Annotated in this window: 1 protein-coding gene; it reads left to right on the forward strand. The window is 69.7% G+C overall.

Annotated elements, in window-relative coordinates; genetic code table 11:
* A partial coding sequence (locus ACFQEU_RS15930) for a DUF7286 family protein (RefSeq protein WP_465261168.1) occupies positions 1-1,365 on the forward strand: 1,365 nt, incomplete at both ends.

The following is a 1,365-nucleotide window of genomic DNA, read 5'->3' on the forward strand; positions in this document are numbered from 1 at the left end:
AGTCGGCGTGGTCCGACCTCGTCGTCGACACGCCCACGCCGACCCGCGGCACGGGTGACGACGGGTTCGTCGCCGCAGCGGGACACACGGACGAGACGACGACCGTCCCGGTGGGCCACGCTGCGGACGTCGCCGCGGTCGAGACCTACGAGGGGGTCGAGACCGGTATCGAGGACAGTTACCGGGTCGAGGCGACGCTCGAAGCTGACGCCGAGCGGGTCGTGAACGGTGGCGTCCCGCGTCCACCACGGCCGGACACTGCCGAAGAGGGCGAGTGGGTGCGAGTCGACACCACTCACGACGAGACTGCCAGCGTCGTGGGTCACGACGCGGTCCCGAGTGGGGTGCCGTCAGGGACCGTCACTCCCGGGGAGACCGTCGATTTCGGAACGACGATGCGCGAGGTCATCGTCGAACGCACGGCCAGCCGAACGTGGGAACGGGTTGTCGTCGTCGACGACGAGGACGACGCTGACAGCGAAAACGGCGCTGACAGCGAAAACGACGCTGACAGCCAAAACGGCTCCGATAACAGGGAAGACGACGGGATCGGGCCGGTGATCGACGGCGGCGGATCGACACACGTCGGCGTCGTCGCGAACGTCGATCGGGCCCCGAGACCCGAGACGAACGCGGGACCGACGACCGTTCACAGCACCCAACCCGAACGGGAGGTCGCCGAGCGGACGACGACGAGTGCAACCGTGACCGACCGGTACCACGCCGTCATCTCCGTTTCGGGCGCCTACGCACCGGTCGATGGCGCGCCGGATCGCCCGACCGCAACGTTCGGAACGGGCGGAAGCGGCGGACCGGACCTCACCGGAACGCCGTCTACAGCCCGCTCGACGCTCGGCGTCGAGACGGCTGTCGGCGTCGAGGACGCCGCTCACGACGCCGTCATGTCGGATAGCTTCGAACGTACGACCGTCGTGTTCGGAGAGCCGTCGTCGGGGGCCGTCGATCGGATCAGGGCGGACCTCGACGGGCTACGAACCGACGTGCGAGCGATCGATGCGACCCTCTCGATGGAGTCGGTCGCGGCCGGCGAGGCCGGTACCCATGGGGCGCTCGCGGGAACCGTAAGGGAGCGTCGAGCGGAGCTCCTCGCGGCACCGAACACGTACGACGGGGCCGAGGACCGCGCCCGGGTCGCCGCCCGCGCTGCGTACCTTGCCACCGTCGTCGACGAGCTGGAATCCGCCGCTGACGACGACGAAGCAGCGACCGACGGGTTTCTGGACCGAGTGGAGAGCGCCTTCGACGGTCCGTCACTCGGAGAGATACTCGCCAGCCGCGAGGCCGCCCGCGACACCCGGCGGTATCGCGTCGGCGAGGAGGGGCCGGGCGGCTACGTGCGGTTCA

This window comes from Halorubrum tibetense (assembly GCF_042661865.1).
GTDB classification, from domain to species: domain Archaea; phylum Halobacteriota; class Halobacteria; order Halobacteriales; family Haloferacaceae; genus Halorubrum; species Halorubrum tibetense.